This is a genomic window from Actinomadura geliboluensis, assembly GCF_005889745.1.
Lineage (GTDB): Bacteria > Actinomycetota > Actinomycetes > Streptosporangiales > Streptosporangiaceae > Spirillospora > Spirillospora geliboluensis.
The window spans coordinates 18195-44538 of the sequence record NZ_VCKZ01000016.1; the positions used below are offsets into that span (position 1 = coordinate 18195).

At 73.9% G+C, this 26344-nt stretch carries 16 protein-coding genes; 13 read left to right on the forward strand and 3 right to left on the reverse strand.

Translation table 11 applies throughout. From position 1 onward, the window contains the following. The first annotated feature begins 15 nt into the window (after positions 1-15). From ETD96_RS04430 to ETD96_RS04450, 5 genes are all read left to right on the forward strand, one after another. A complete protein-coding gene (locus tag ETD96_RS04430; RefSeq protein WP_138634449.1) occupies positions 16-2067 on the forward strand; it encodes a bifunctional aldolase/short-chain dehydrogenase in 2052 nt (683 codons plus the stop codon). 136 nt (positions 2068-2203) lie between these two features. Continuing rightward, on the forward strand, positions 2204-4735 hold the full coding sequence (locus ETD96_RS04435; RefSeq protein ID WP_138634452.1) for an alpha-L-rhamnosidase-related protein: 2532 nt from the start codon (positions 2204-2206) through the stop codon (positions 4733-4735). Positions 4736-4744: 9 nt separating this feature from the next. Further along, complete coding sequence (locus ETD96_RS04440) at positions 4745-6955, forward strand: alpha-L-rhamnosidase-related protein (protein ID WP_138634455.1); 2211 nt, start codon at positions 4745-4747, stop codon at positions 6953-6955. Positions 6956-6973: 18 nt separating this feature from the next. Beyond that, positions 6974-8392 carry an L-fucose/L-arabinose isomerase family protein gene (locus ETD96_RS04445; RefSeq protein WP_138634458.1) on the forward strand — a complete coding sequence of 473 codons (1419 nt, stop codon included), beginning with the start codon at positions 6974-6976 and terminating at the stop codon, positions 8390-8392. Between the two features lie 155 nt (positions 8393-8547). Then, a complete protein-coding gene (locus ETD96_RS04450; protein WP_171068854.1) occupies positions 8548-11322 on the forward strand; it encodes a family 78 glycoside hydrolase catalytic domain in 2775 nt (924 codons plus the stop codon). A gap of 39 nt (positions 11323-11361) precedes the next feature. Here ETD96_RS04450 and ETD96_RS04455 read toward each other — a convergent pair whose 3' ends face one another. After that, entirely contained in the window at positions 11362-11709 is a 348-nt protein-coding gene (locus ETD96_RS04455) for a DUF1801 domain-containing protein (protein WP_138634464.1), read from the reverse strand. A gap of 136 nt (positions 11710-11845) precedes the next feature. On the opposite strand from ETD96_RS04455, the gene ETD96_RS04460 reads away from it, so the two are divergent. The 7 genes from ETD96_RS04460 (at position 11846) to ETD96_RS04490 (ending at position 23874) form a co-directional block, all read left to right on the forward strand. Further along, positions 11846-15040, forward strand: a complete 3195-nt coding sequence (locus ETD96_RS04460; RefSeq protein ID WP_138634468.1) for a family 78 glycoside hydrolase catalytic domain — start codon at positions 11846-11848, stop codon at positions 15038-15040. A 5-nt stretch (positions 15041-15045) separates the two neighbouring features. After that, entirely contained in the window at positions 15046-18210 is a 3165-nt protein-coding gene (locus tag ETD96_RS04465; RefSeq protein WP_240807209.1) for a family 78 glycoside hydrolase catalytic domain, read from the forward strand. Then, positions 18211-21165 carry a glycosyl hydrolase gene (locus ETD96_RS04470; protein ID WP_138634474.1) on the forward strand — a complete coding sequence of 985 codons (2955 nt, stop codon included), beginning with the start codon at positions 18211-18213 and terminating at the stop codon, positions 21163-21165. An 89-nt stretch (positions 21166-21254) separates the two neighbouring features. After that, positions 21255-21728 (forward strand): MarR family winged helix-turn-helix transcriptional regulator, encoded by a 474-nt coding sequence (locus tag ETD96_RS04475; RefSeq protein ID WP_240807211.1) that lies wholly within the window; start codon positions 21255-21257, stop codon positions 21726-21728. Positions 21729-21835: 107 nt separating this feature from the next. Next, positions 21836-22627 (forward strand): aldo/keto reductase, encoded by a 792-nt coding sequence (locus ETD96_RS04480; RefSeq protein ID WP_240807215.1) that lies wholly within the window; start codon positions 21836-21838, stop codon positions 22625-22627. 71 nt (positions 22628-22698) lie between these two features. After that, the gene (locus tag ETD96_RS04485) at positions 22699-22923 is read left to right on the forward strand and encodes a hypothetical protein (protein WP_138634480.1); all 225 of its coding nucleotides are present in this window, start codon (positions 22699-22701) and stop codon (positions 22921-22923) included. Between the two features lie 54 nt (positions 22924-22977). Continuing rightward, entirely contained in the window at positions 22978-23874 is an 897-nt protein-coding gene (locus ETD96_RS04490) for a ribokinase (protein WP_138634483.1), read from the forward strand. Here ETD96_RS04490 and ETD96_RS04495 read toward each other — a convergent pair. Continuing rightward, on the reverse strand, positions 23871-24254 hold the full coding sequence (locus ETD96_RS04495) for a PH domain-containing protein (protein ID WP_240807213.1): 384 nt from the start codon (positions 24252-24254) through the stop codon (positions 23871-23873). The genes ETD96_RS04490 and ETD96_RS04495 overlap by 4 nt on opposite strands. 108 nt (positions 24255-24362) lie before the next feature. Between ETD96_RS04495 and ETD96_RS04500 the strand changes: the two genes are divergently transcribed. Then, positions 24363-25292: a Ppx/GppA family phosphatase gene (locus tag ETD96_RS04500; protein ID WP_138634489.1), complete on the forward strand. Its 930-nt coding sequence runs from the start codon at positions 24363-24365 to the stop codon at positions 25290-25292. A gap of 9 nt (positions 25293-25301) precedes the next feature. On the opposite strand, the gene ETD96_RS04505 is transcribed toward ETD96_RS04500, so the two are convergent. Then, a partial coding sequence (locus ETD96_RS04505) for a TolB family protein (protein ID WP_171068855.1) occupies positions 25302-26344 on the reverse strand: 1043 nt, incomplete at its 5' end.

The window sequence follows — 26344 nt, forward strand, 5'->3', positions numbered from 1 at the left end:
AAGGAGACCGAACCGATGACTTCCACCCCGCCCGAGGTGGAGCAGCTGCTGGACCGCGCCAACACCCTCGGCGCGGATCCCCGCAACACCAACTACGCGGGCGGCAACGCGTCCGCGAAGGGCACGGTCACCGACCCGGTGACGGCCCGCGACGTCGAGCTGATGTGGGTGAAGGGCTCCGGCGGCGACCTCGGCACCCTCACCGAGAAGGGCCTGGCCGTGCTGCGGCTGGACCGGATGCGCGCCCTCGTGGACGTCTACCCGGGCGTCGAGCGCGAGGACGAGATGGTCGCCGCGTTCGACTACTGCCTGCACGGCAAGGGCGGCGCGGCGCCGTCCATCGACACCGCCATGCACGGCCTGGTCGAGGCCGCGCACGTCGACCACCTGCACCCCGACTCCGGCATCGCCATCGCGACCGCCGCCGACGGGGAGGAGCTGACCCGGCGGATCTTCGGCGACCGGGTGGCGTGGGTGCCGTGGCGGCGGCCCGGCTTCCAGCTGGGCCTGGACATCGCCGAGATCAGGCGCGCCAACCCGCAGGCGATCGGGGTGATCCTCGGCGGGCACGGCATCACCGCGTGGGGCGACACGAGCGAGGAGTGCAAGGCCAACTCGCTCGACATCATCCGCACCGCCGAGGCGTACATCGCCGAGCACGGCAAGGCCGACCCGTTCGGCGAGGTGATCCACCCGACGCTGCCGGAGGACGAGCGGCACGCGCGCGCCGCCGCGCTGTTCCCGCTGATCCGCGGCCTGGCGTCCACGGACCGGCCGCAGGTCGGGCACTACACCGACGGCGAGGCCGTCCTCGACTTCGTCTCCCGCGCCGAGCACCCGCGGCTCGCGGCGCTCGGCACGTCCTGCCCGGACCACTTCCTGCGCACCAAGGTCGCGCCGATGGTCCTGGACCTGCCGCCGGACGCCCCGCTCGACGAGGCCAAGGCCCGGCTGAGGGAGCTGCACGCCGCCTACCGCGAGGAGTACGCGGCGTACTACGCGCGGCACGCCACCGCCGGCTCCCCGGCGATGCGCGGCGCGGACCCGGCGATCGTGCTGGTGCCCGGCGTCGGGATGTTCTCCTTCGGCGCGAACAAGCAGACCGCGCGGGTCGCCGGCGAGTTCTACGTCAACGCGATCAACGTGATGCGGGGCGCGGAGGCGCTGTCGTCGTACGCGCCGATCGACGAGGCGGAGAAGTTCCGCATCGAGTACTGGGAGCTGGAGGAGGCCAAGCTCCGCCGGATGCCGAAGCCTAAGCCGCTCGCCACCCGCGTCGCGGTCGTCACCGGCGGCGGCTCGGGCATCGGCGCCGCCACCGCCCGCCGCCTCGCCGCCGAGGGCGCCTGCGTCGTCGTCGCCGACCGGGACCTCGCCGCCGCCGAGAAGGTCGCGGCGGAGCTCGGCGCCGCCGCCCTGCACCCGTCGGACGCCGCCATCGCCGTCGCGGTCGACGTGACCTCCGAGGAGGAGATCTCCGCCGCCGTCCGCGCCGCGGTCCTGGCGTTCGGCGGGGTGGACCTCGTCGTCAACAACGCGGGCCTGTCGATCTCCAAGCCGCTGCTGGACACGACCGCCGCCGACTGGGACCTGCAGCACGACGTCATGGCGCGCGGCTCGTTCCTGATGTCCCGCGAGACCGCCCGCGTGATGGTCGAGCAGGGCATGGGCGGCGACATCGTCTACATCGCGTCCAAGAACGGCGTGTTCGCCGGGCCGAACAACATCGCCTACGGCGCCACCAAGGCCGACCAGGCGCACCAGGTGCGGCTGCTGGCCGCCGAGCTCGGCGAGCACGGCATCCGCGTCAACGGCGTCAACCCCGACGGGGTGGTGCGCGGCTCCGGCATCTTCGCCGGCGGCTGGGGCGCCAAGCGCGCCGCCGTCTACGGAGTGGAGGAGGAGAAGCTCGGCGAGTTCTACGCCCAGCGGACGCTGCTGAAGCGCGAGGTGCTGCCCGAGCACGTCGCGGCCGCCGTCTTCGCCCTCACCGGCGGGGACCTGACCCACACCACCGGACTGCACATCCCCGTGGACGCCGGCGTCGCCGCCGCCTTCCTGCGCTGATCACCGCCGCAAAGGGCCGGCCGATGGCCCGGACCACACCGCCGCGGTGCTGTCACCACCGCGGCGGTACCACCCGTCCGAGCCACCGGCCGTCCCGTCGGGCCCGCTCTACCAAGAGGAACCCGGAAGGATAACGATGTCACCAGCGAAAAGGTTCGCCCGATCCCGCGTATCCGTCATCACTTCCCTGAGCCTGGGGGCCGCCGCCCTCGTCGCGGTACCGGCCGGCGCCGCCGCGGCGGCGCCCCGCGACCCCCTCGGACTGCCGTCCCTGTCGAGCGCCGACCGCTACATCCTCGCCCCCTCCGGCCGGACGGTCCGCCCGGTGAAGGCCGCCGAGTCGTACGGGCTGAACGCCGACCACGTGACCGCCGCCTCCGAGACATCGGAGAAGGAAGGGCATGACCTGGACGCCGGAACGTCCACCACCGCCAAGGCCGACGGCGTCATGACCCGCCAGACGGGTGCCAAGGCGGGGGCCGGCTTCGGTTACCGCATGCGCGTCGCGCCCGGGCACGGCCCCGTCACCCTCCGGGTAGAGGAGGCGGGCAGCGCCACCGCCCACTACGAGGTGCTGGTGAACGGCGAGGTCGTCCACGAGCGCAAGCCCGACCCGGCGCAGGCCGGCGTGTGGAGCGGCGACAAGGCGGGCCTCGTCCACTACGACGTCGCGGTCCCGGCGAGACTCGTCCGCTCCGCCGGCGACATCAGGGTCACCTTCCGCAACACCGCGAACCCTGGGCCGGGCGCCCGCATCCACGCCGTCTGGACGCTGCAGCAGGGCGGCCGCGCCCCGGCGGCTCCCTACGGCGGGACGGTCCAGAACCCATCCGGCGCGTTTCGCCAAGGCGGCACCACGCTCACCTCCAACGAGTACGGCCGCCCCTACGTCATCTACGACTTCGGCAAGGAGGTCGGCGGGCAGATCCAGGTCACGGCCGACGTCCGCAAGGGCACGCCCAGGCTCGGCCTGGCGTTCAGCGAGAGCGCGCAGTACCTCACCACCGCGTCCGACTACAGCCAGGACCCGGTCGGCCTCGCCACCGAGACCCACTACCTCGACACCGAGGCCGGACGCACCGCCATGACCGACCCGGTGATCCGGGGCGGGTTCCGCTACCTCATGGTCTTCCTGGACGGCCCCGGCGAGGTGAAGCTGTCCGACCTGCGGCTCAAGTTCACCGCCGACCCCGCCAACCCCGACCTGGACGGCTACAAGGGCGCGTTCCTGTCCAGCGACGACACCCTGAACCGGCTCTGGTACGCGGGCGCCTACACCGTGCAGATGGCGACGATCGACCCGACGACCGGGCGCCCCTACCCCGGCAAGGAGGGACCGGTCCGCAACGACGCGATCGTCGGCGACGGCGACAGCATCATCAGCGACGGCGCCAAGCGCGACCGGATGATCTGGGGCGGCGACAACGCCGTCGCCGACGCGGTGTCGTACCTGACCACCGGGCAGTCGGCGCCGTCCGCCAACGCCGTCGCGTTCATGGCGAAGGGGCAGGCGGCCAACGGCCAGATCCCCGGGCTCTACCTCACCGAAGAGTTCGGCTACAACATGAACTGGGGCGAGTACGCGGCCTGGTGGGTCGACAACTACTGGACGCACTACCTCTACACCGGCGACGGCGACTTCCTCACCACGTGGTACGGCGCGATGAAGAGGAACGTCGCGTGGCTGGAGTCGAACGCCGGCGACGACGGGCTCCTCACCATGAAGGGCGCGGGCGGGACCTGGGGCTACGGCAACGACGCCGGCGGCACGTACGTCTCGTCCCTGTACGTCAAGGTGCTCGGGCAGGCGGCGCGGGCCGCCGAGGCCAAGGGCGAGCCCGAGCTCGCCAAGACCTACCGCGAGCACGCGGCCCGCACCGCCAAGGCGATCAACGACCACCTCTGGGACCCGGCCGCCGGCGCCTACAAGGTCAGCAAGTCAGACGGCAACCACCCGCAGGACGGCAACGCCATGGCCGTCGTGGCGGGCGTCGCCACCGGCGACCGCGCCCAGGCGGTGCTGAAGTTCTTCGGCGACGGCCTCGCCAACCCGCACGGCGACCTGACCGTCGACAAGCCCGGCGGCGTCGTCCCGCAGTACATCAGCCCGTTCGTGTCCTCCCAGTCGCTGCTCGCGCACTCCGCCGAGCAGGACATGGCGGGCGCGATGTCGCTGCTGCGCCGCACCTGGTACCCGATGCTCGGCAAGGCGCAGCCCGGCACGCTCTGGGAGAACGTCAGCCCGGCGGGCGCGCCGCAGCTCGGCTCCTACACGAGCCTGTCGCACGGGTGGGCCGCCGCGCCGACGTCGTTCCTGACCAACCAGGTCCTCGGCGTCGCCCCGACGTCGGGCGGCTTCGGGACGTTCACCGTCCTGCCGCACCCGGTGAACGGCCTGCGCTGGGCCGAGGGACGCGTCCCCACACCGCGCGGCGACATCACCGCCGCGTGGAAGCGGCACGGCGGGACGTTCACGCTCCGCGTCGCCGCGCCCTCCGGCTCCACCGCCACCGCCGGAGTCCCCGCGCAGGGCGCCGCCGAAGTCCGCGTCAACGGAAAGGTCGTGTGGCGCGACGGGCGCTCGGTGAAGCCGGGCGTCACCGTCCGCGACGGTCTCGTGCAAGTCCCCGGACTGACCGGCACGTCCATCCTGACCGCCTCCCGCTGACCTGGAGTGATGATGGTTCCCCCCAAGACCGTCCGCCGTTCCCTCGTCCGCGCCGCCGTGGCCGCCGCCCTCACGGTCACCAGCACCGCCTCGCTCGCGCTCCCCGCCGTCGCCGCGCCGCACCCGAAGGGCCCCTGGCAGGACGACTCCTACACCCCGCGCCCCGGCCAGTGGCGGCCCTACGTCCTCGCCCCGGCCGGCCGCGACGTCAAGCCCGTCAAGGTGTTCAAAGCCGACCCGCGGCAGGGCGGCATCGAAGGCTCCCCGGAGGGGGCGCTGAAGAAGGGCGGGGCGTCGGTCCGGCTCACCGGTGCCGCCGACCGGGCGGGCTCCCCGCTGCTGATCGTCGACTTCGGCAAGGAGGTCGCCGGGCACCTGAAGGTCCGCGTGAAGGGCGCGACCGGGAACCCGAAGCTGCGCGCCTGCTTCTCCGAATCGGTGCAGTACATGGCGCTGGCCCCCGACGCCAACGGCGGCCAGGGCAAGATCGCCCCCGGTTGCGACACCGCCAACATCTGGAACGGCTTCCCCGGCCAGCCCTACACCGAGGACACCGACAGCCACGCCCTCCCGCTGGACGGCGTCGCGCTGCCCGGCACCGTCCGCGACGGGGCGCTGCGCGGCGGGTTCCGCTACGCGACCCTCTTCCTCGACGGCCCCGGCAGCGTCGACATCGACGCCGTCTCGCTGGACTTCACCGCCGCGCCCGACCAGCGCGACCTGGACGGCTACCGCGGCCACTTCCTCTCCAGCGACGACCTGCTCAACAAGGTCTGGTACGCGGGCGCCTACACCGTGCAGATCAACACCGGCGCGCCGAACACGGCGAAGAAGTGGCCGTACGCGCCGGGCGAGGGCGACCACGCCGACGCCCCCGTCCCGCACGCCGACCCGAACACCTCCGTCATCTACGACGGCGGCAAGCGCGACCGGATCGTCTGGCAGGGCGACCTCGCCGTCCAGGCGCCCGTCGCCTACGTCAGCACCTACGACATGGGCGCGGTCGACAACTCGCTGTCCTCGCTCGCCGCCCAGCAGCTCCCGGACGGCTACGTGCCCGCCGCCAGCCTCGTCGGCCAGCACAACCAGAACGAGCTGCGCACCTACGGCGAGTACGTGACCTGGTTCGTGACCAACATGTACGACCACTGGTGGTACACCGGCGACCGCGCCTACCTCGACAAGTGGTGGCCGCAGCTCACCAAGGCGACCGCCTGGCTGGAGTCGGTGCGCGCCGGCGACGACAAGGGCCTGATCGCCTTCCAGGAGTCCGGCTCCTGCGGCCACTACGGCTACTCCAACTGCGGCCACGAGACCTACGTCAACGCCCTCTACGCCCGCAACCTGCAGCAGATGGCGGCGATGGCGAAGGCGCGCGGCGACGCGTCCGCCGCCCGGACCTACGCCGCCCGGTCCGCCGAGGTGAAGAAGGCCGTCAACGACCAGCTGTGGGACGACAAGGCCGGCGCCTACCGGCTGTCCCGCGAGATCCCCGGCGCCTACCCGCAGGACGGCAACGTCACCGCCGTCCTCACCGGCATCGCCGGCGGCGACCGCGCCGAGCGGGCACTGGCCTACCTGCGCGCCAACAACTGGACGGACATCGGATCGCTGACGGTCTCGCAGTCCACCCCCAACCCGAGCCTCCCGCCGTTCTACGCGCCGCTGCCGAGCGGGTTCGAAGCCGACGCGCGCCTGGAGACCGGCGACGCGTCCGGCCTGGAGCTGATCCGCAACTACTGGGGCCACCAGCTCCGGCAGGACCCGGGGTCGACGTTCTGGGAGCACATGCAGCCGGACGGCACCCCCAACCTGAAGCAGTTCTCCAGCCTCGCGCACGGCTGGGCGGCGCAGCCGACCGTCACGCTCAGCACGAAGGTCCTCGGCGTGCGGCCCGCCGCCCCCGGGTACGCCTCCTGGGCCGTGGTGCCGTTCACCGGGGACCTGGCGTGGGCCGAGGGCACCGTTCCGACCCCGCACGGCGACATCGCCGCGTCCTGGCGCAGGACCGGCAACGGCTTCCAGCTCAAGGTCACCGCGCCGCGCGGCACCGAGGGCCGCCTGGCCGTCCCGGTCGGCCCGTCCACCCGCCGCGTCACCCTCGACGGCCGGACGGTCTGGGCCGGGGGCAAGGCGACCGCGCGCGGCGTGTCCGGCGACGGCAGGTACGTCTACGTGGACGGAGCGTCCGCCGGGCGCCACATTCTCACGGCCCGTTAGTCCGAGAAAAGGAGAGGAATGGCAGACATCACAGCGCCGCCGCCCGTCAAGGTCGGCCTCGTCGCCGGGGGGCTCGGCGCCTACTGGCCGCAGTTCCCCGACCTGCTGCCGCAGCTGAAGCGGTCCGCCGAGCGCGTCTCGGAGCGGATGCGCGGGCTCGGCGCGGAGGTCGTCGACGTCGGCTTCATCTCCGACGCGCAGGAGGGCGCGGCGGCGGCCGAGCGGCTCCGCGCGGCCGGCTGCGACATCATCGTCGGCTTCCTCACCACCTACATGACCGCGTCGATGCTGGTCCCGGTCGCGCAGCGGGCGGACGCGCCGGTGCTGCTGATCAACCTGCAGCCGACCGAGTCGATGGACCACGCCACGTTCGACACCGGCCAGTGGCTCGCCTACTGCGGCGCCTGCCCGCTGCCGGAGATGGCGAACGCGTTCGAGCGCTGCGGCGTCCCGTTCCGCTCCGTGTCCGGCTACCTGGAGGACGAGCGGGCCTGGGCGAAGATCGGCCGCTGGGTGCGGGCCGCCGGGGTCCGCGCGGCGCTGCGCCGCGGCCGGCACGGCCTGATGGGCCACCTGTACCCGGGGATGCTGGACGTCTCCACCGACCTGACCCTCGTCAGCGCCAACTTCGGCGGCCACGTCGAGGTGCTGGAGTTCGACGACCTGCGGGTGCGGGTGGAGAAGGTCACCGACGCCGAGACCGCGGCGAAGAAGGCCGAGGCGGAGAAGGTCTTCGAGCTGGACGCGTCCGTCAACGACGAGGACCTGACGTGGGCGGCCCGCGTCGCGGTCGGGCTCGACCGGCTCACCGCCGACTTCGCGCTGGACAGCCTCGCCTACTACCACCGGGGCCTGGACGGCGAGATCCACGAGCGGCTCGGCGCCGGGATGATCCTCGGCGCGTCGCTGCTCACCGCGCGCGGCGTCCCGGCGGCGGGGGAGTACGAGCTGCGCACGTCCCTCGCCATGCTGATCGCCGACCGGCTCGGCGCGGGCGGCTCGTTCACCGAGCTGCAGGCGCTGGACTTCCACCGCGGCCACGTCGAGATGGGCCACGACGGGCCCGCGCACCTGGCGATCAGCGCCCGCCGGCCGCTGCTGCGCGGCCTCGGCGTCTACCACGGCAAGCGCGGCTACGGCGTGTCGGTGGAGTTCGACGTCAAGCACGGCCCCGTCACCGCGTTCGGGATCGTGCAGCGCCGCGACGGCCGGTTCGCGCTCGTCGCGTCCGAGGGCGAGACCGTGGACGGGCCGCTGCTGCAGATCGGCAACACCACGTCCCGCGTCGACTTCGGCTGCGACCCCGGCGAGTGGACCGACGCGTGGTCCGCCTCCGGCATCTCCCACCACTGGGCCCTCGGCACCGGCCACATGGTCGCCGACCTGACGGCGCTCGCCGACCTCCTGGAGATCGAACTCGTCCATGTGAATCCCTGACCGACCACCTCTGACGGCGTGATCGGGGGATCCGCCCCACGGCGATGACGGGCGCAGGCCCGCGACCGGCCCCGGCCGGCCGCGGGTCCCGCTCGGCATGCCCGGAAGCGGACGACGCCCCCTCGCCCACCCCCGCGCAGTTCAGAGAGGACGCCATGACCGGTTCCCCGACGTCCCGCTCCACGACCTTTCGCACCACGACCTTTCGCACCAAGCCTCTCCGCTCCACGACCTTTCGACTGGCCGCGCTGACCGGTGCGGCCGCCGCCGCGGTGGCGCTGCCCGGCACGGCGCAGGCCGCCGTCGGCGCCGGGCACGCCCCGCAGGCCCCCGCCCGGCTCACCGTCGGCGACCAGGCCCGCCCGCTCAACGTGGAGGGGGCGCCGCTGTTCGGCTGGACGCCCCGCGACCGCGACCCCGGCGAGGTCCAGACCGCCTACGAGATCGCCGTCCGGGACGCGTCCGGCACGACCGTCTGGGACAGCGGGCGGGTCCGCTCCGGCGCCCAGGAGTACGTGAGGTACGCCGGGCCGGCGCTCGCCTCGGAGGCGTCCTACACCTGGACGGTCCGGACCTGGGACAGGACCGGAAAGCGCTCTCCCTGGGCGCGGCCCGCCGCGTTCGACACCGGCCTCGCCGACGGCGAATGGCGGGCCGCCTGGATCCGCCGCACCACCGGCGAGGCCGACGACTACACCCTCGCCCGCAAGGACTTCACCGTCGGAAAGTCGAAGGTCGTCCGGGCCCGCGTGCACATCGCCGCGGGCCAGCAGTACGCCCTGCACCTCAACGGCGAGACCGTCGACCACGGGCCCGCGTTCGAGTACCCCGACGACGGCTACTACCGGACGGTCGACGTCACCGCGAAGCTGAAGGCGGGCCAGGCCGCGACCATCGGCGCGCTCTACCACTGGTACGGCTCCGGGCAGGGGCGGCCGAAGGGCGAGCCGGGGCTGCTGGTCCGGCTCGTCATCGACCACGCCGACGGGACGCGGCAGACCGTCGTCACCGACGGGACGTGGCAGGTGGCGCGCGGCCCGTGGAAGAAGGCGCCCAAGCGCAACGGCGACGCCGGCGACTACGTCGAGGACATCGACGGGACCGCCGCGCCGCTCGGCTGGGACGCGCCCGGCTTCGACGCCTCCGCCTGGCAGGCCCCGCAGGTCGTCGGCGTCCACCCGGCGTCGGGCTTCACGCACCTCAAGGCGCAGGAGACCGCGCTCGCGCACCGCGCGGTGCGGCCGGTGAAGGTGACCCGGCTGGAGTCGGGGGCGCTGGTCGCCGACTTCGGCACGGTGATCCCGGCCGTGCCCGTCGTCCGCTTCCGCGACGGCGAGGCGGGACGGCACGTCGATATGCACGCCTCGTACATCCTCAACGCCGACGGCACCGTCTCCCGCTCCAAGGACGACAACCAGGACACCGACCTCGGCTTCGGCTACACCCAGCGCGACGGCGACCAGACGTTCCGGCCGCTGACCTACGTCGGGTTCCGGTACCTGGAGATCGCGCCGGGCTCCGGCGCGGAGCCGGACGGCATCTCGGCGGTCGTCCAGCACGACGAGGTGACGCGCAAGGGCGACCTGCGCACGTCCAACGCGGGGGTGGACGCCGCCTACGACCTGATGGCGCGGTCGGCGCTGTACGGGTCGCAGACGCAGTTCGTCGACACGCCGACCCGGGAGAAGGGCCAGTTCCTCGGCGACTCGGTGGACGTGTCGACCGCGATGATGGGCGCCTACGGGGAGCGGCGGCTGACGCGGCAGGCGATCCGCGAGTTCATCGCCTCGCAGGCGCGGTACTGGCCGGACGGCCGCCTCAACGCCGTCTACCCCAACGGCGACGGCAAGCGCGACATCCCCGACTACACCGAGATGTTCCCCGGCTGGGTGTGGGAGTACTACGAGCAGTCCGGCGACGCCGCCACCCTGGCCGAGGCGTACCCGGTGATGAGCGCGGTCGCCGGATACGTCCGCCGCTACATCGCGGACGGGACGGGCCTGGTCACGAACCTGGAGGGAGGGTCCGGGCAGTACAGGTACGGCATCATCGACTGGCCCGCGACCATGCGCTACGGCCACGACATGGACACCGCGGCCCGCACGGTCATCAACGTCCTCGGCGTGGACGTCCTGAACGCCACCGCCCGCGCCGCCGAGGCGCTCGGCAAGGCCGGCGACGCCGCCGCGTTCCGCGCCGACGCCGGAACCCTCACCGGCAGCATCAACGCCAGGCTCCGCCGGCCGGACGGCGTCTACATCGACGGGCTCAAGGCCGACGGCGCCCAGAGCGCGCACGCCTCGCAGATCGCCAACGCCTACGCGCTGGCCTACGGCGTCGCCCCCGCCGAGTCGCGCGGCGCGGTCGAGTCGTACATCGCCGGGCTCGGCCTGCGGATGGGGCCGATGACCGCGCACCGGCTCCTGGAGGCGCTCGCCGGACGCCCCGGCGACGTCGTCACCCGCCTCACCGACACCGAAGGGCCGGGCTGGGGCGACATCCTGGCGCGCGGCGGCACGTTCACCTGGGAGTCGTGGGACGCCCGCGAGACCGGGCAGAGCCTGTCCCACCCGTGGGGCGCCACCTCGCTCGTGGAGATCCAGCGGACCCTGCTCGGCGTGACCGTCACCACCCCGGCGTCGGCGGCCGTCCGGGTCAGGCCGCCGCTGACCGGGCTGGACCGGGCGTCCGGCACGGTCCCGGTCCAGCGCGGCGACGTCCGCGTCACCTGGAAGCGGAACGGCGGCGGGTTCTCGCTGGCCGTGGACGTCCCGGTGAACGTCCGCGCCGAGATCCACGTCCCGGCGCGGTCGGCCGCCGACGTGCGGGTCTCCGGGCCGGGCGCCGCCCGCTTCACCGGCATGAAGGACGGCTACGCCGTCTTCACCGTCGGCTCCGGCCACCTGGTCCTGCACTCGGACCACCGCTGAGGCGCCCGGATGAGCGAGCAGCCGGGAGGAAGGCCCGCGTCAGGCCCGGTCCAGCCGGACGGCCTGGCCGATGTAGTCGCGCAGCGCCGTCTCGTCGATTCGGTCGAGCGTCTTGATCTTGACGTGGCGGGTCTTCTTCCCGACGCCCTGCAGCAGCCCGTGCGCGTCCTCGAACTCGGCGCCGCGCTCGAAGGCGAAGGTCAGGTGGGTCTTGCTCTGGCTGATCACCGCGAGGACCTTCGTCCCGCGCCAGGCGGGGGAGCCGTAGGTGAGGCACTCGGCGGCGTCCGGCGCCTCCTCGGCCATCAGCGCCCGCAGCTTCGCGAGGATCTCGGCGTACTCGGGGTCGAGCTTGGTCGCGGCATAGGTGTCGATCTCGCTGCCCATGACGTGGGTCCCTTCGAGGCGGTGGTGCGTTCCGTGCGTCCCACCATATAGTCACGAATCTTGACGGTCAATATCTCTTACCAATTCCCGCTCCAGTCACCCACCCCCCGTTCGAACGACGGCTGAGGAGCCTCAGATGAACGAGTTGTCCAGAAGAAGGTTCGTGCAGGCGGGCGGCGTCGCCACGGCGGCGGTCACGGCGGGCGGCGCGGTCGCTCTGCCCGCGTCGGCGGCGCCGGCCCCGGGGAAGGCCCGGACGCTGCGTCCCGCCGATCTGCAGGTCGGCCACCTGCCGTCGCCGCTCGGGATCGACGCCGAGCGGCCGACGCTGAGCTGGCGGTTCACCGCCGGGCCGCGCAACGCCGTCCAGTCGGCGTACCAGGTGCGGGTCGCCACGTCGCGGGACCGCCTCGATCGCCCCGACCTGTGGGACTCGGGCAAGGTCGGCGGCGCCGCCGTGTCGGCCGTCTACGCCGGACGGGCGCTGAAGTCCCGCGAGCGGGCGATTTGGCAGGTCCGGGTGTGGGACGGGGACGGCCGCGCGTCCGCGTGGAGCGAGCCGTCCCACTTCGAGATGGGCCTGCTCGCCGCCGCGGACTGGACGGCCCAGTGGATCGGGAACGCGGCGTGGTCCGCCGACCCCGAGCCGTCGCCCGCGGTGATCACGTTCCCGGCGCGGACGGCCCGCTACGTCCGGCTGGACGTGACGCGGCTCGGCCTGCCGATCAAGGAGAGCTGGCCGTACAAGGTGTCGCGGCTCCAGCTCGCCGAGATCCAGGTGCTGGACGGGGCGTCCGGCGCGAACCTGGCGGCCGGGGCGGCCGTGACCGCGTCCGAGAGCTACACGGTCGGCGGCCAGTGGGAGCCGAAGGCCGTCACGGACGGCTCGCTCACCAGCGACACCGCCCCCTTCGGCTACACGAGCATGGAGCGGCGTGAGCAGGACCTCGCCGAGCCCGTCTGGATCCAGCTCGACCTCGGCGAGGAGAAGGCGTTCGACCGCGTCCTGCTCTACCCGCGCACCGACGTGACGACCGACGACGGGAGGACGGCCAACTTCCCGGAGGACTTCACCGTCCGGACCTCTGGCGACGGCACGGCGTTCGACACGGCCGCCGCGGTGGAGGGGCAGGAGGCGCCGCCGCCGCTGCACCGGCAGCCCGAGGCGCTCCCCGTCTTCAGGCGAGAGTTCACGGTCGGCAAGCGCGTCCGCTCGGCACGCCTCTACGCGACGGCCCTCGGCGTCCTGGACATCACGGTGAACGGGCGGCCCGTCAGCGACGCCGTCCTCGAACCGCCGTACAGCGCGTACAAGGAGCGGATCGTCTACTCCACCTACGACGTGACGAGGCTGCTCCACCGCGGCGGCAACCGCGTGCAGGTGGAGCTCGGCACCGGCATGGCGCACGTCCCGCCCACGCCCGGCCGCTACGAGAAGCTCACCCGGTCGGACGGCAAGCCCGCGTTCCTCGGCCAGCTGGAGATCACCTACACCGACGGGTCGCGCGAGGTCATCGCCTCCGGCGCGTCCTGGCGCACCGCCCTCGGCGCGACCACCTTCACGAACTGGTACGGCGGCGAGGACCACGACGCGCGCCGCACCCCGAGCGGCTGGTCGGACGCGGTGCGGGTCGCCGCGCCCACGGCCCGGCTCGCCGCCCGCACCGCGCCGCCGATCGTCCCGGTCGGCACCTTCCGCACCACGAAGATCACGCAGCCGAAGGACGGCGTCTACGTCGTCGACCTCGGCACCAACTTCGCGGGGTGGCCGAAGCTGCGCGTCAGCGGACCGGCCGGGACGAAGGTCACCATGCGCCCCGGCGAGCTGCTCAACGCCGACGGGACCGTCAGCCAGCACACCACCGGCTCGCCCATCTGGGACACCTACACCCTGTCCGGCGAGGGCACCGAGACGTGGCATCCGCGGTTCGTCTACCACGGCTTCCGCTACCTGCAGCTCGAAGGGCTGCCGTCCGCGCCGGACGAGGGCACGGTCACCGGGATCGTGCTGCGCGCGGGCAACGCGGGCGCGGGCTCGTTCACCAGCTCGCACGGCCTCCTCAACGACATCCACCGGATCATCGACCGGGCGGTGCAGAGCAACATGTACTCCGTCCTCACCGACTGCCCGCACCGGGAGAAGCTCGGCTGGCTGGAGCAGGCCAACCTGGTGTTCCCCGCCGTCGCCCGCAACTACGACGTCGCCGCCTACTACGGCGCGATCGTCCGCGACATCGCCGAGGCGCAGACGGCGGACGGCCTCGTCCCCGACATCGCGCCCGAGTTCACGGTGTTCTCCGGCGGGTTCAGGGACGACCCCAACTGGGGCAACGTCATCGTCTTCGCGCCCTGGCAGATGTACCGCGCCTACGGGGACACGGCGACGCTCCGCACCTACTACCCGAACATGGTGCGCTACGTCGACTACCTGTCCGGCAAGGCGGACGGGCACCTGCTCGACTACGGCCTGGGCGACTGGATCACCTTCGACAACAGCACGCCCAAGGGCGTGACCGCCACGTTCGGCTACCACCGCGCCGTGTCCGCCCTCGCCCGCATCGCGAAGGTCATCGGCAAGGACGCCGACGCGGCCGAGTACGAGGCTCTCGCCGGGCAGATCGGGTCGGCGTTCAACGCCAAGTACGCGACCGGCGACACCTACGGCTCCGGCAGCCAGGCATGCGACGCGCTCGCCCTCGACATGGGCGTCGTCCCCGACGGCAAGAAGGACGCCGTCCTCGCCCACCTGGTGAACGGCATCGAGGCGAAGGGCTACCACCTCACCGTCGGCGAGATCGCGCTGCCGTCGGTGTTCCACGTCCTGTCGGCGGCCGGACGCGACGACGTCATCCACGCGTTCGCGACGCAGACCGGCAACCCGAGCTACGGCTACCAGGTCGTGCACGGCGCCACCTCGCTGACCGAGAACTGGGACGGGCCCACCTCCGGGAACTCCCAGAACCACTTCATGCTCGGCGCCATCGACGAGTGGTTCCACGCGGGGCTCGCCGGCCTCGGCCAGACCGACGACTCGATCGCGTTCGAGACGCTGCTCGTCCGGCCGGCCGTCGTCGGCGACGTCACGCGCGCCGCCGCCACCTATGAGACACCGCGCGGGCATGCCGCGGCGTCCTGGCGCCGCACCGGCAGGAAGCTCCGCCTGGACGTCACCGTCCCGCCCGGCACCGGTGCGCGCGTGGAGATCCCGGTGCCCGCCGGGGCCGCCAGGCCCACGGCACCCCGGGACGCACGCTGGATCGGCGTGGAGAACGGCCGCGCCGTCTTCGAGATCGGCTCCGGCGACTGGACGTTCGAAGGGCGCACCTCATGAGCGGGATGAGCAGACGGCACTTCCTCGGGGCAACGGCGGCCGGCGCGGCGGGCGCCGTCGTCCTCGGCTCGGCCGGCACGGCAGCGGCGGCGCCGCGGGCGGCCCGCACGCCGTCCGGGCTGCTGACGTCGCTGCTGCCGGACGGGCTCGGCGTCACGGCGGCGAAGCCCCGGCTGAGCTGGCAGGTCGCCGACCTCGGCGCCGGCACGAAGCAGACCCACTACCAGGCCCAGTTCGCCACCACTCCGGCCCGGCTGGAGCAGGGGCCGCGCCACTGGGACAGCGGCCGCGTCGCGTCCGCCGCGTCCGTGGCCGTGCCCTACGCCGGTCCGCCGCTGGCGCCGCAGACCGCGTACTGGTGGCGCGTCCGGACGTTCGACGGCCCCCGGGCGTCCCGCTGGTCCGAGCCCGCGCTGCTGGCCACGGGCGTGGACGAGTGGACCGCCGACCCGGTCTGGGCACCGGCCGCGCAGGCGCCCGGCGACGGCGTCCTCACCGCCCGGGTGCAGATCACCTCCGTCGCCGCGAGCCTGTGGTTCCGGGCGTCCGGGACGAGCGCGAACTACCTGTGGCAGCTGCGCGCCGGAACGCCCGGCGTGCTGAAGAAGCACGTGTGCGTCGACGGCTCCTACCGGGTGCTGGAGGAGAAGCGGCTCGCGGTCCCCGTCGAGACGGGCCGCTGGTACGAGGTGGCCGTCGAGATGGCGGGCGACACGTTCCGGACGTCCCTCGACGGCACGGAGGTCGACACCACCACCGACGCCACGTACCGGACGGGCACAGTCGGGATGCGCAACGGCTCCACCGAGGCGAACGTGTGGGATCGCGTCACCTTCACCGCACCCGGCGGCAAGGCGGTCATCGACGAGGACTTCACCGAGGACCGGGGCACGTTCGGCGCCGGGACGGTCGCGGACGGCGCGCTGACCCTCGCCAAGGGCCAGTCGACGCTGTCGTCGGCGGGATCGCCCGACGACGACTGGGCGCTGCTCCGCACCGAGTTCACCCCGCACGCCAAGCCGATCGCCGCCGCCGTGCTGCACGTCGCCGCCCAGTCGCCCACGCCGATCCGCCAGTACCCGGCGAAGGTGTGGGTGAACGGCGAGGTGGCGGGCTTCGCGTCCATGCCCAGCGGCGCGGGCGAGCCGCGCTACCACTCGTTCGACGTGACGCGCGCGCTGCGGCCGGGACGGCGCAACGCGCTCGCAGCGCTCGCCTTCACCACCCAGGACAAGCGGTTCCTGGCGCAACTCGTCGTCACCTACGCCGACGGGACGGCGTCGGTGCACGGCAGCGGCGGCGGCTGGAAGGCGCGCCGCCAGGCGGGGCTGCTGCCCGACGCCGGGACGATCGGCACCGGCTACTACATCGGCCGCCAGGAGTACTGGGACATGCGGCAGGAGCCGGCCGGCTGGACGAGCCCCGGCTTCGACGACTCCGGCTGGGACCCGGCACTGGTCAAGCCCGCCATCGCCGGCCTGCGGCCCGCGCTGGTCGAACCGGTCGGGCTGCACGACGTCCGGCCCGCGTCCGTGCGCAGGACCGCGCCCGGCACCTGGCTGGTCGACCTCGGCCGGGAGATCGCGGGCGGCCTGCGGCTGGAGGTGCGCGGCAGGGCCGGGCAGACCGTCGAGGTCCGGCTCGGCGAGGAGCTGAACGGCGACGGGACGGTCCGGTACGCGCTGCGCGCCGGCGTCACCTACCGGGAGACCTGGACCCTCCGCGACGGCCGCCAGACCATCGAGCACTGGGGCTACCGGGGCTTCCGCTACGCGCAGCTCGTCTGCGACGACGACCTCGACCTCGCCGGCGCGGTCACGGGCCGCGCCTGGCGGGCGGCCTGGCGCGACTCCGACGCCGCGTTCTCCAGCTCCAGCCGCGACCTCGACCGCGTGTACGAGATGTGCCGGTACTCGATCGAGGCGACGCGCGGCGACCTCTACGTCGACACCCCGACGCGCGAGCGCGGGCCCTACGAGGGCGACGCGCTCATCAACCAGGCGTCCGAGTACGCGGTGCAGCGGTCGTTCGCGCTGGCCCGCGCGTCCGACGCGTACCTGGCGCGCAACCACACCTGGCCGACCGAGTACCGGCTGATGAACGTCATGTCGGCCTGGGAGGACTACCTGCACACCGGCGACCCCGAGCAGCTCGCCGCCGACTACGCCCTCCTCGCCGCCAAGCACCTCACCGCCTACCTCGGCGCGGACGGTCTCGTGCACAAGGACCCCGGGTCGTCCAGCCGCGACCTCGGCGACCTGGTCGACTGGCCGGCCTCCAACCGGGACGGGTACGTGTTCACCGACGTCAACACCGTCGTGAACGCGTGCCAGTACGCCGCGTTCGCCGCCATGGCGAAGATCGCCGCCGTCCTCGGCAAGGCCGCCGACGCGACGACGTGGCAGGGGCACGCCGACACGCTGGCCGCGGCGATGCGCGAAAAGCTCCTCGACGCGTCCGCCGGCCGCTTCACCGACGGCATCGGCACCGCCCACAGCGCGCAGCACGCCACCGCGTTCCCCGTCGCGCTCGGCGTCGCGGGACCCGGCACGGTGCCCGACCCCGTCGTCCGCGCCCTGGGCAAGACCCTGGCGGACGGCGGCATGAAGGTCAGCGTCTACGGCGCCCAGTTCCTGCTGGACGCCCTGTTCGCCACCGGGCAGGCCGACGCCGCGATCGGCCTCATGACCGCCAAGGGCCTCAGCTCCTGGCTGCACATGATGGACGACCTCGGCGCCACCATCGTCGCCGAGGCGTGGGACCCGTCCCTGAAGCCCAACATGACGTTCTCGCACGCCTGGGGCTCGGCGCCGGCGAACGCGATCCCGCGCCACGTCCTCGGCGTGCGGATCACCGCGCCGGGCGCCGCCGAGATCGAGGTCCGGCCCCGCCCCGGCGGCCTGGCCCGGATCTCCGGGCGCGTCCCCACGATCCGCGGCCCCGTCTCCGTCGCCCTCGACCGGGAGCGGCGGTACCGGCTCGACGTGGACGTGCCGCCCAACACCACCGCCCGCGTCGTCGTCGAGCTCGGCGACGACGACCCGCGCGCCTTCCACGTCACCGGACCCCACGCCCGCGCCCCCCGCGCCACGGGCCGCGACGCCACCGGCCGGCTCCTCACCATCGGCCCGGTCGGCTCCGGCCGCACGACACTCATCAGGAGGAAGTAAGTGAACGACCGCAACGGACAGGGGATCTCGCGCAGGCGCGCGCTGCAGCTCGGCACCGCCGCCGCCGTCGCGGCGGGCGCGGCCCCCGTCCTCGGGGGCGCGCCGGCCGCGCAGGCCGCGCCGCGCCCGGCGGCCGGACCGGGGGCGGGCGGGTTCGCCCGGCCCGGCGCCGCGGTACGGCCGCGGTTCCGCTGGTGGTGGCCGGACGGGCTGGTCGACCCCGCCGAGATCCGGCGCGAGATCGACCAGATCGCCGCCGCCGGGTTCGGCGGCGCGGAGATCGTCGCCGTGCACCACAGCATCCGCGACAAGTCCGTGCTGGACCCGGCGGGCCACGGCTGGGGCACCCCGGCCTGGAACGCCGGCGTCGAGGCCGCCCTCGACCAGGCGGCCCGGCGCGGCGTCACCGTCGACCTCACGATCGGCCCCGCCTGGCCCGCCGCCGTCCCGACGATCACGCCGGACGACGAGGCCGCCGTGCAGGAGCTCGCCTACGGGACGGCCGCCGTCGCGGGCGGCGCCACCCACGACGGCCCGCTCCCCGAACCGGTCGCCGCGCCGGAGGACGGCGTCACGAAGCGGCACCTCGTCGCGGTGCACGCCGTCAGGACCGACCCGGCGAACGCCACCCGCAAGGAGACCGGCCTCGACCCGGCGTCCTTCACCGACCTGACCGGGCGGGTCGCGGGGGAGCGGATCACCTGGACGGCCCCGGCCGGCGGCGACTGGCTGCTGTTCGCCTACTGGCGGCGCGGCAGCGGGCAGCGCCCCGAGTCCGGCCCGCACTCGGCGCCGGACGCCTGCGTCGTCGACCACTTCAGCCGGGCCGGCACCCGCGCCGTCACCGCGTTCTGGGAGGCGCGGCTGCTCACCCGCGACATCCGCAAGCTGATCAAGCGGGCGGGCGCGACGCTGTTCGAGGACTCGATCGAGCTGGAGACGCACGCGCTCAACTGGACGCCGGACCTGCCCGCCGAGTTCCGGCGGCGGCGCGGCTACGACCTGATGCCGTACCTGCCGGTCATCGTCCGCCTCAAGGAGAACACCATGTTCGCCTACGACGCGGCGACCACCTCCCACGTGCGGCACGACTTCTGGCTGACGGTCTCCGACCTCTTCAACGAGTACCACTTCGAGGCGCTCGCCAAGTGGGCGCACTCGATCGGCCTGGAGTACCGGGCGCAGCCGTACGGGCTGGAGACGGACGCGATCCACACGGCCGCGATCCTGGACGTCCCCGAAGGCGAGTCGCTCGGGTTCAAGAACCTCGACGACTACCGCGCCCTCGCCGGCGGCCGCGACATGGGCGGACGGAAGGTCCTCTCCTGCGAGGCAGGGGCCTACCAGGGCGGCGCCTACAACACCACCTGGGACAAGCTGCTGCGCACCATGGGCGGCGCCTACGCGGCAGGGCTGAACCAGACCGTCCTGCACGGCTTCTCCTACGCGACCGCACCGGGCGCGGCCTGGCCCGGGTTCGCCGGGTTCACCCCCTACAGCGGAGGCATCGGGTTCTCCGAGTCGTGGGGGCCGCGCCAGCCGACGTGGCGGCACGTCCCCGACATCGCCGGGTACATGTCGCGCATCCACCAGACCATGCAGGCCGGCAAGAGCCGCATCGACGTCGCCGTGTTCCGGCAGAAGGGCTACACCAAGACCGGCATCGGGGCCGGATGGTTCACCAAGGACGGCGTCCCGCTGGGCTGGACGCACCAGCTCATCAGCGCGCCGCTGCTCGACCTCCCGTCCGCGACCGTGTCCGGCGGGCGGCTCGCCCCCGACGGCCCCGCCTACAAGGTGCTGTTCGTCGAGGGCGACCGGTACTCCGGCAAGGAGTGCACGCTGCCGCTCGGCACGGCCCGCACCATGCTCAAGCTGGCGAAGGCCGGCCTCCCGCTGGTGTTCCTCGGCGACTGGTCGGCGCCGACCGTCCCAGGCCTGGCCCGCGACGGCGAGAACGAGCGGCTGCGCGCCGTCGTCGAGGAACTGCTCGCCCAGCCGCGCGTCCGCAACGTCACCGAAGAGGCGGACGTCCCCGCCGCGCTGGAGGACCTCGGCCTGCGCCCCACCGTCAGGTACGCGCAGGCGTCCACGCTGCTCACCGCCCACCGCCGGGACGGCCGCACCGACTACTTCTACCTGTGCAACGGCAAGCACGCCGAGACGGTGAAGCCGCCCGTGGCCGCGATCGACCACGAGGTCGCCTTCACCCGCTCGGACCGCAAGGCCGTCCCGTACCGGCTGGACCTGTGGACGGGCGAGACCGAGCGGATCGCCGTGTACCGCGAGGACGGCGACACCGTCACCCTCCGGGTGGCGCTCCAGCCGTCCGAGGCCACCGTGATCATGCTGGCGCGCGGCGGGCACGCACCGTCCGCCACGGCGTCCGAGGCGGAGCTGCGGGTCGACGGGCAGCGCCTGGTCGCCCGCGCCACCGCCGCCGGCACCTACGCCACGACCCTGCCCGGGGGCCGCACGGTCCGGACGGCGATCGGCGCCGTGCCCGCGCCCGTGGCCCTCACGTCCTGGCGGCTGCGCGTCGAGGACATGACCCCGGACGGGGTGAAGCACCACGACCTGGCGCTGGACGCGCTGAAGCCGTGGCCGGACATCCCCGAACTCGCGGACGTCTCCGGCATCGGCACCTACATCGCCACGGTCACCTGGAGCGGCGGCGGCGCGGTGCTGGACCTCGGCGAGGTCTTCGACACCTGCCGGGTCACGGTCAACGGCCGCCGCCTCCCGCCGGTCTCCGTGCTCTACCCGTCCGTGGACGTCGGCCCGTACCTGCGGCGCGGCGCCAACACGATCGAGGTGGAGGTCGCCACGACGCTGAACAACCGGCTCCGCGTCGCCGACCCCGGCGTGTACGGCGGCGCGTCCCGCCAGAACTACGGGCTGATCGGCCCGGTCCGCCTCGTCCCCTACGGGGAGGCGGTGGTCCGCGCCCGCTGACCGCGCCGTGCCTGCCGACCGCGCCGGGGCGCCGACCGTGCCGAGGTCGCCGGCTTGCTCGCGGTCAGGAAAGTTGATAGTCAGGCATAGTGACTAAAAGTGAGGAGAGCGCCGGGCGCCGGGCGCCCGACCTGGGCATGCTCGCGGGACGGCTGATGCGGGTCCTGCAGGACGAGCTGTTCCAGCGGCTGGCCGAGCAGGGCCACCCGGACGTCCGGCCCCGGCACGGCACCGTGCTCGCCTTCCTCGACGCCGAGGGGATGCGCGCCACCGAGCTGTCGGCCCGGTCGGGCCAGCACAAGCAGATCGTCGGCACGATCGTGGACGAGCTGACCGCGCTCGGCTACGTCCGCCGCGAACCCGACCCGGCCGACCGGCGCGCGAAGCGGATCGTGCCCACCGAGCACGGCCTCGACGAGATCGCCAAGGCCCGCGCCATCCTCGCCGACATCGAGGACCGGCACCGGCGCGCCCTCGGCGACGCGGCGTTCACCGCCTTCAAGGACGCCTTCCAGCGGATCGTCCGCGACCAGAGCGACTGGCGGGAGCGAGGCGAGGGGTGATGTTCGGCGGCCGGTCTCGTGGGCACGATCGGCTCGGCACACACCATCAGCGAGGGGGGACGGTCACCGTGACGGTACCGAAGGTCGACCTCATCGACGGGGCCGCGATGCCGCAGCTCGGCTTCGGGGTGTTCCAGGTCGGCGACGACGAGGCCGAGCGGGCGGTCGCGACGGCGCTGGAGAACGGCTACCGCAGCATCGACACGGCCAGCGCATACCAGAACGAGGAGGGCGTCGGGCGCGCGCTGCGCGCCTCGGGCCTGCCCCGCGACGAGCTGTTCGTCACGACCAAGCTATGGAACAGCGAACAGGGCCACGACAACGCCCTGCGCGCCTGCGAGGCGAGCCTGTCCCGCCTCGGCCTGGACCGGCTGGACCTCTACCTGATCCACTGGCCCATGCCGGGCCGCGGGCTGTACCTGGAGACCTGGCGGGCGCTGGAGAAGCTCAAGGCCGACGGGCGGGTCCGCTCGATCGGGGTGTCCAACTTCACGGTGGAGGCGCTGCGACGGGTCATCGACGAGGCCGACGTCGTCCCGGCGGTCAACCAGATCGAGCTGCACCCGTACTTCCAGCAGGACGGGTTGCGCGCGTTCCACCGCGACCACGGCATCCACACCGAGGCGTGGGCGCCGCTCGGGCAGGGGCACGGCCTGCTGGACGACCCGGCGCTCGCCCGCATCGCCGAGGCCCACGGCCGCACCCCGGCGCAGATCGTGCTGCGCTGGCACCTCGACATCGGCAACATCGTCATCCCCAAGTCGGTCACGCCGTCCCGGATCGCCGAGAACATCGACGTGTTCGGGTTCGAGCTGACCCCCGACGACCTGAGCGCGATCGGCGAACTGGACAAGGGCATCCGCGTCGGCCCCGACCCGGCGACCTTCGAGTCGGCCTGACCCCGGCGCCGCCGGCCCCACCGCGACCCCGGTATCCGTCACGGACCGTCACGGAGCGTAACGTTCCGTGCATGGGGGACGAGCGGGGGAGCTGGACGGGTCCCGGCGGGCTGCGCGTCACGGCGGTGCCGCTGACGGGCGCGCACCGGGTGCTGGCGGAGTACGCGGGCGTACACGGGGAGAGCGCGTTCCTGGTGACGCGCGGCGGCGAGCTGGTCGGCCGCGGCTACTACCCGTCGGTCGACGAACTCGCCGAGGTCGTCGACCTGGCCGAGCTGCGCCCGTGCGGACGCTGAGCGGGGCGGCCGGGGGTTGCGCGGGCCGCCGCCGCGCGTGTAGGGCATTGTCCCGTGGATGAGCGCTGGGACGTCGTCGTCGTCGGATCGGTCAACGCGGACCTCGTGGTCGGCGTCGAGCGGCGGCCCGCGCCGGGGGAGACCGTCCTCGGCTCCGACCTCGCCGTCCATCCGGGTGGCAAGGGCGCCAATCAGGCGGTCGCGGCGGCGCGGCTCGGCGGCCGGGCCGCGCTCGTCGGGCGGGTCGGCGACGACGGGCACGGCGCACTGCTGCGCGGCGCGCTCGCCGCGGCCGGCGTGGGCCTGGACCATCTGGCGACCACGCCCGGGGTGCCGACCGGCGTCGCGCTGATCACCGTCGGGCCGGACGGCGACAACAGCATCATCGTCTCGCCCGGCGCCAACGCCCGGCTCGGGCCCGCCGACGTCGCCGCCGCCCGCGACCTGATCGCCGCCGCGTCCGTCGTGTCGTTCCAGCTGGAGGTGCCGCTGCCCGCCGTGGAGGCCGCCGCCGGCGTCGCCGGCGGGCGCGTCGTGCTCAACCTGTCGCCGCCCGCGCCCGTCCCCGCCGGGCTGCTCGCCCGCTGCGACCCGCTCGTCGTCAACGAGCACGAGGCCGCGTACCTGCTCGACGGCGAGCCCGGCGACCCCCGGGACGCCGCCGCCGCGCTCGCCCGCTCCGGGCCGCGCTCGGCCGTCGTCACGCTCGGCGCGGACGGCGCCGTGGTCGCCGACGGCGACGGCGTCACCGCGATCCCGGCGCCGGCGGCCGACGCCGTCGACACCACCGGCGCCGGCGACGCCTTCACCGCCGCGCTCTGCCTGCGCCTCGCCAGGGGCGACGCGCTGCGCGACGCCGCCCGGTACGCGGCCCGCGCGGGCGCCGCCGCCGTCCGCCGGCGCGGCGCGCAGAGCTCCTTCCCGACCCCGGCGGAGCTGCCCGCGCCCTAGCGGCTCGTGCGGGCCCGCAGCCGGTACAGCTCGTCGGCGACGTCGTGGACGTCGGAGCCGAGGTCGAACGCGCTGAGCAGGTGCAGGTCGTCGGCGGTCTCGATCTCCAGCATCCGGGTGTGCAGCAGCAGCCGGCGCCGCTCGTCGACCCGGATCGCGGTGACCTCGTCCCACCGGATGTGGCGGTGCCCCGCGTAGCCGGTGACGACGGTGAGGCCGTCCCCGTCGGCGGCGAGCCGGACCGGCGCGACCAGGTCGCGCAGCGCGAGCCCGTTCAGCCCGATCGCCGCGGCGGCCGCGAGGAACAGGAACTGCGGGTCATGGCTGTAGAGGACGATGAGCGCCGTGACGGCCGCCGCGGCGGCGCACTTCACCGCCACGTGACCAGGAGGTACCCGCCATCTGCGCCGTGATCCCGCTTCCATGCCCGACACCGTAGCCGCTCCCGGCACCGGACCGGCCCCGGCCCGTCCGGTAGCGTCGCAACCATGCGACTCGGCGTGCTGGACGTGGGATCGAACACCGTGCACCTGCTGGTGGTCGACGCCCACCGGGGGGCGCGGCCCCTGCCCGCGTACTCCCACAAGGCCGAACTGCGGCTCGCCGCCCATCTGGACGACGCCGACCGCCTGTCGGAGGAGGGCGAGGCGCTGCTGCGCGACTTCGTCGACGAGGCGCTGCGGGTCGCCGAGGACAAGGGCGTCGAGGACCTGGTGGCGTTCGCGACCTCCGCCGTCCGCGACGCCGCCAACGGCGAGGACGTGCTGGCCCGCATCCGGGCCGGCCGGGAGATCGACATCCGCGCGCTGTCCGGCGAGGAGGAGGCGCGGCTGACGTTCCTCGCCGTCCGGCGCTGGTTCGGCTGGTCGTCGGGGCGGCTGCTGGTGGTGGACATCGGCGGCGGCTCGCTGGAGATCGCGTCCGGCATCGACGAGGAGCCGGACGTGGCGATCTCGCTGCCGCTCGGCGCGGGCCGGCTCACCCGCGACCGGTTCACCGCCGACCCGCCGCCCGCCGAGGAGATCCGCGAGCTGCGCCGGCACGTGCGGGCGGAGATCGCCCGGCGGGTCGGCGACGTCGCCCGGTACGGGCCCGCCGACCACGCGGTGGCCACGTCCAAGACGTTCAAGCAGCTCGCCCGGATCGCCGGGGCCGCGCCGTCCGCCGACGGGCCCTTCCAGCGCCGCACCCTGTCGGACGCCGACGTGACCGACTGGGCGGAGAAGCTCGCGCCGATGCCGTCCGCCGAGCGCGCCGAGCTGCCCGGCGTGTCGGAGAGCCGCGCCGAGCAGCTGCTCGCGGGCGCGGTCGTCGCGGACGCCGCGATGGACCTGTTCGGGCTGGCCGAGCTGGAGATCTGCCCGTGGGCGCTGCGCGAGGGCGTCATCCTGCGCCGGCTCGACATGATCACCGGCTGAGCCGGCCGGCTACCAGTTCGGGTGGCCGAGGACGCGGCCCGCGGGGGTGAGGACGCGGTCGCCGGTGCCGTCGGCGCGCACCGCGTGGATCACCGGGTCGCTGACGGCGCCGCGCACGTAGCAGAGCCAGCGGCCGTCGCGCGACCACGCCGGGTCCATGTCGCGGACGGTCCCGGACGTCAGCGCGTGCGCGCCGGACCCGTCGGCGTTCATCACCCAGATGTCGCTCCCGGTGCCCGGGCCCCGCACGTAGGCGATCTTGGAGCCGTCGGGGGACCATTCCGGGTCCACCGCGCGCACCCCGTCGGCGGTCAGCCGCGTCCAGGAGCCGCCGGGACGGTCCGCGTCCATGGTGTAGAGCTGCTCCGCGCCGCCGTCGCGCTTGCTCCAGAACACGATCCGGTTCGTGGACGACCACATCGGGTCGTCCTTCGCCGAGTCGTCGGTGGTCAGCTGGGCGACCGCGCCGCCCTCGAGCGCGATCGCGAAGATCTGCCGGACGCCGTCCCGCTCGCCCATGTAGGCCAGGCGGGTGCCGTCGGGCGACCACGTCACCCGGGTGCCGCGCACGATCCCGGCAACCTTGCGGGCGCCGGACCCGTCGGCGTTCATCACCCACGCCTCGCCGCCGCGGGCGTCCATCCGGGTGAACGCGACGCGCTTCCCGTCCGGTGACCGCTCGGGCAGGATGTCGCAGCTCGGGTCCTTGACGAGCGCCCGCACGGACCCGTCGCCGGGCGTGAACAGCCCGATGTCGCCGTGGCACGTCTTCGGCCAGCCCGGTTCGGTGTCGATGCGGACCAGCATCGACCCCTTCGGGAACGCCGCCGCCTCCGTCCCGCCCGTGCCGCCGGACGGCCGGGTCAGGTAGTAGACGCCGCCCGCCACGACCGCGGCGAGCAGCACGCCCGCCGCGGTGGAGGCGATGAGCACGGGACGCCGCCTGGAGCGCCCGGGGCCGCCGCTCGGCGCCACGGTCGTGGGCAGGACGGGCGGCGGCACCTCGTACTCGCGCGCCGTGCGCGGCTCCGGCACGGGCGGCTGCGGAACGG